This window comes from Kribbella turkmenica, assembly GCF_004348725.1.
In the GTDB taxonomy this organism is placed as follows: Bacteria; Actinomycetota; Actinomycetes; order Propionibacteriales; family Kribbellaceae; genus Kribbella; species Kribbella turkmenica.
The window spans coordinates 1-2,575 of record NZ_SMKR01000308.1; the positions used below are offsets into that span (position 1 = coordinate 1).

At 70.7% G+C, this 2,575-nt stretch carries 3 protein-coding genes; 1 reads left to right on the plus strand and 2 read right to left on the minus strand.

Features of this window, described 5'->3' with window-relative positions; all coding sequences use genetic code 11:
- Window positions 1-34: 34 nt before the first annotated feature.
- Entirely contained in the window at window positions 35-499 is a 465-nt protein-coding gene (locus E1218_RS35405) for a nitroreductase family deazaflavin-dependent oxidoreductase (protein WP_132327395.1), read from the minus strand.
- Between the two features lie 369 nt (window positions 500-868).
- Here E1218_RS35405 and E1218_RS35410 point away from each other — a divergent pair, with 369 nt between their 5' ends.
- Window positions 869-1,489: a LysE family transporter gene (locus tag E1218_RS35410; protein ID WP_202866373.1), complete on the plus strand. Its 621-nt coding sequence runs from the start codon at window positions 869-871 to the stop codon at window positions 1,487-1,489.
- Here the strand turns inward: E1218_RS35410 and E1218_RS35415 are convergent.
- On the minus strand, window positions 1,486-2,575 hold a 1,090-nt coding region (locus E1218_RS35415; RefSeq protein ID WP_202866374.1), incomplete at its 5' end, for a 3'-5' exonuclease. The genes E1218_RS35410 and E1218_RS35415 overlap by 4 nt on opposite strands.

Below are 2,575 nucleotides of genomic sequence, written 5' to 3' on the forward strand. Positions count from 1 at the left end.
GGATTCGCGACGGTTGTTCGAGGCAACCGCCAGGTCAGCGGGGCGTCAGGCGGATGACCGGGTACTGCCGGCTGGACTTGGCCTGGTACTTGGCGAGCCGGGGTTGGGCGCTCGTGATCCTCTGCCAGGCCTGCGTGCGGTCGGGGCCCTCCAGGGTTTCCGGGGATACGGGCAGGGGGTCGCGGCCGGGGAAGGCGACGGCGGCGCGAGTGGGGTGGGCCATGAGGTTGGCGTGCCAGTCCGGGTGCTGGCTACCGCCGCCGGAGGCGACGACGAGCCAGGCGTCCTCGCCGTCGGGGAACCAGGCGAGCGGAGTCTCCCGGAGCTCGCCGCTGCGGCGGCCGAGGGTCTGAAGGACGAGGACGTCCATGCCCATGAGCTTGTCGCGGCCGGCGTGGATCTTGCGGCGGGTGCGGGCGTTCATCGTGCGCTGGAACCAACGCGAGAGCGGGCCGGGCGTGCCGGGCTTGCGCTTGGCGGCCTGCTGGTTCTGCGTCATGGCTACCTCCAGGAGAAACGGGGTGATGTTGGTGGCAACGCTATGAGCGGGCCGCCGATGGAGGCTTCTCGATTCCTGACCGATCACGCGCTCGGAGCCCGCGCCGTCCACAGTAGGGACGGCTTGATCCAGGTCATCGGTTGAGGCTGACGGGTGCGGCGTCGGTTCCGTGCGCCGGTCCCAAGGAGGTCGGGGTCCACCGGCGGCGAGCGCGGGTGGCGTAAATGGGTTGCCCGCTGAGAGGTGGCGCGCTGACGATTCGGGTATGACTACGACTGTTGGGAGCTTGGTGTTGAACGGTGTTGCCTCACGGGCGGCGCGGGTTCAGCAGCAGGGTGGTCGTGGGTTGGAGGCGATCCTCGGTCAGTTGTGACCGGGGCGCTGGTCGCCGGGTTGCTGGCCGGGTATGGGATCGCCATGCCGGTCGGGCCCGTGGGGACGTACTTGGTGGCGTTGACTGCGCGGAGCTCCTGGCGGGTCGGGGCTTGTGCCGCGCTGGGGATCGCCTCGGCGGACGGCAGCTACGCGCTGGTGGCCGCGGTGGCCGGGTCGGCGTTGGCGCCGGTGCTGGAGCCGATCGTCGTGCCGTTGCGGTGGGCTTCGGTCGTGGTGCTGCTGGCGCTCGCGGTCAGCACAGCGATCAGAGCCGTACGGCGATATCGCGCGCAACGGCTCACCGGGATCACTCAGGAACTGCCGGTCAACCCGCTGACGGCGTACGCCGGCCTGCTCGGGATGACGCTGTTGAGCCCGATGACGGTGATCTATTTCGCAGCGCTGGTCCTCGGAGGTGGCTCGGGCGACGGCGGTCCGGTCGAGCGGGCGGTGTTCGTGATCGCCGCGTTCGTGGCGTCGGCGAGTTGGCAACTGTTGCTGGCCGGTGGCGGCGCGTTGCTCGGGCGCGCGTTGACCGGTCACCTCGGGCGACTGCTGACCGCGCTCGGTTCGAGTGTGGTCATCGCCGTCCTCGCGGTGCGGCTGGTTGCCTAGAGCAAGCGCTCGACCGCGCCCGCCGGGTTCAGGAACAGCAGCACCGGTGATCCGGCGTTCGGGAGGGTGTCCGCGTAGGCCTGCAGTTGGGGCGCGTAGTACGTGACCCGGCTGTCGAGCGCGGCCGCGGGGACGGCGTCCGTCTTGTAGTCGACGATGACCAGGCGGCCGTCGTCCTCGCGGTAGATCAGGTCGACGAAACCCTCGAGGATCGTGCCGTCCGGCTGCAGAGCGCCGACGTACGACTCGCGCCAGTGTTCGCGTACGGCGGCTCGGTGGACGACGTCCGACGCCAAGGCGGACCGCGTCAGCGCGGCGACCACATCGGCGTACTCGAGCACGCCCTCGGCCACACACTGAGCGGACACGGCAGCCTCGAGACCGCTGCCGGTCGACAGGTCGACGACCTGCATCACCCCGTGCACGGCCCGGCCGATCGCCGTACCGTACCGGCCCTTGGACCACGGCGGGAGCTCGAGGTCGCGGGCTGCCTTCGCCGTGCCGGGATCGACGTCGGTCAGCGCCACGTCCGGGCCGGTCCCTTCCAGTCCGGAAGCGCTCTGGGCCGAATGTCGGCGGCTCGCCGACCGGGCCTCGGCAACACGGGATTCCCAGTCGGTACGGGCGATCGGCGGTGCGACGTCGGCCGACGATCGCGGCTCGCGCTCGACCGGCGACGGGGTGGTGAAGAGCGTGACGTGCGGAGCCTCCACACCGCCCGCCGACGCGAGCAACTCGGCGTTGCTGGAGTGTCTGCGGTTGCCGGATCGGTGCAGCGAGACCACGAGGTGATCACGCGCCCGGGTGGCAGCGACGTACAGCAGGCGGCGGCGTTCGAAGTCGTCCATCTGCTCGTCGACCGGCTGGACGAGGTCGAAGTCCTCGGTCTGCACCGACGACTTCAGCTTCACCGCATAGCCGCCGTCCGGCGGCCAGAGGACCTGCACGCCGCGCTGGCGGTTCGGCGCGGCGGTCATGCCGGACAGGATGACGATCGGGAACTCCAGGCCCTTCGCGGCGTGGATCGTCATCACGCGGACGGCGTCCGCGTCGGTCTCCGGCAGCACCGCCTCCGCGACCCGCGAC

Excerpts from the sequence above, each read along its gene's own strand:
- E1218_RS35405 (WP_132327395.1), bottom strand. The coding sequence starts at position 499 with ATGACGCAGAACCAGCAGGCCGCCAAGCGCAAGCCCGGCACGCCCGGC.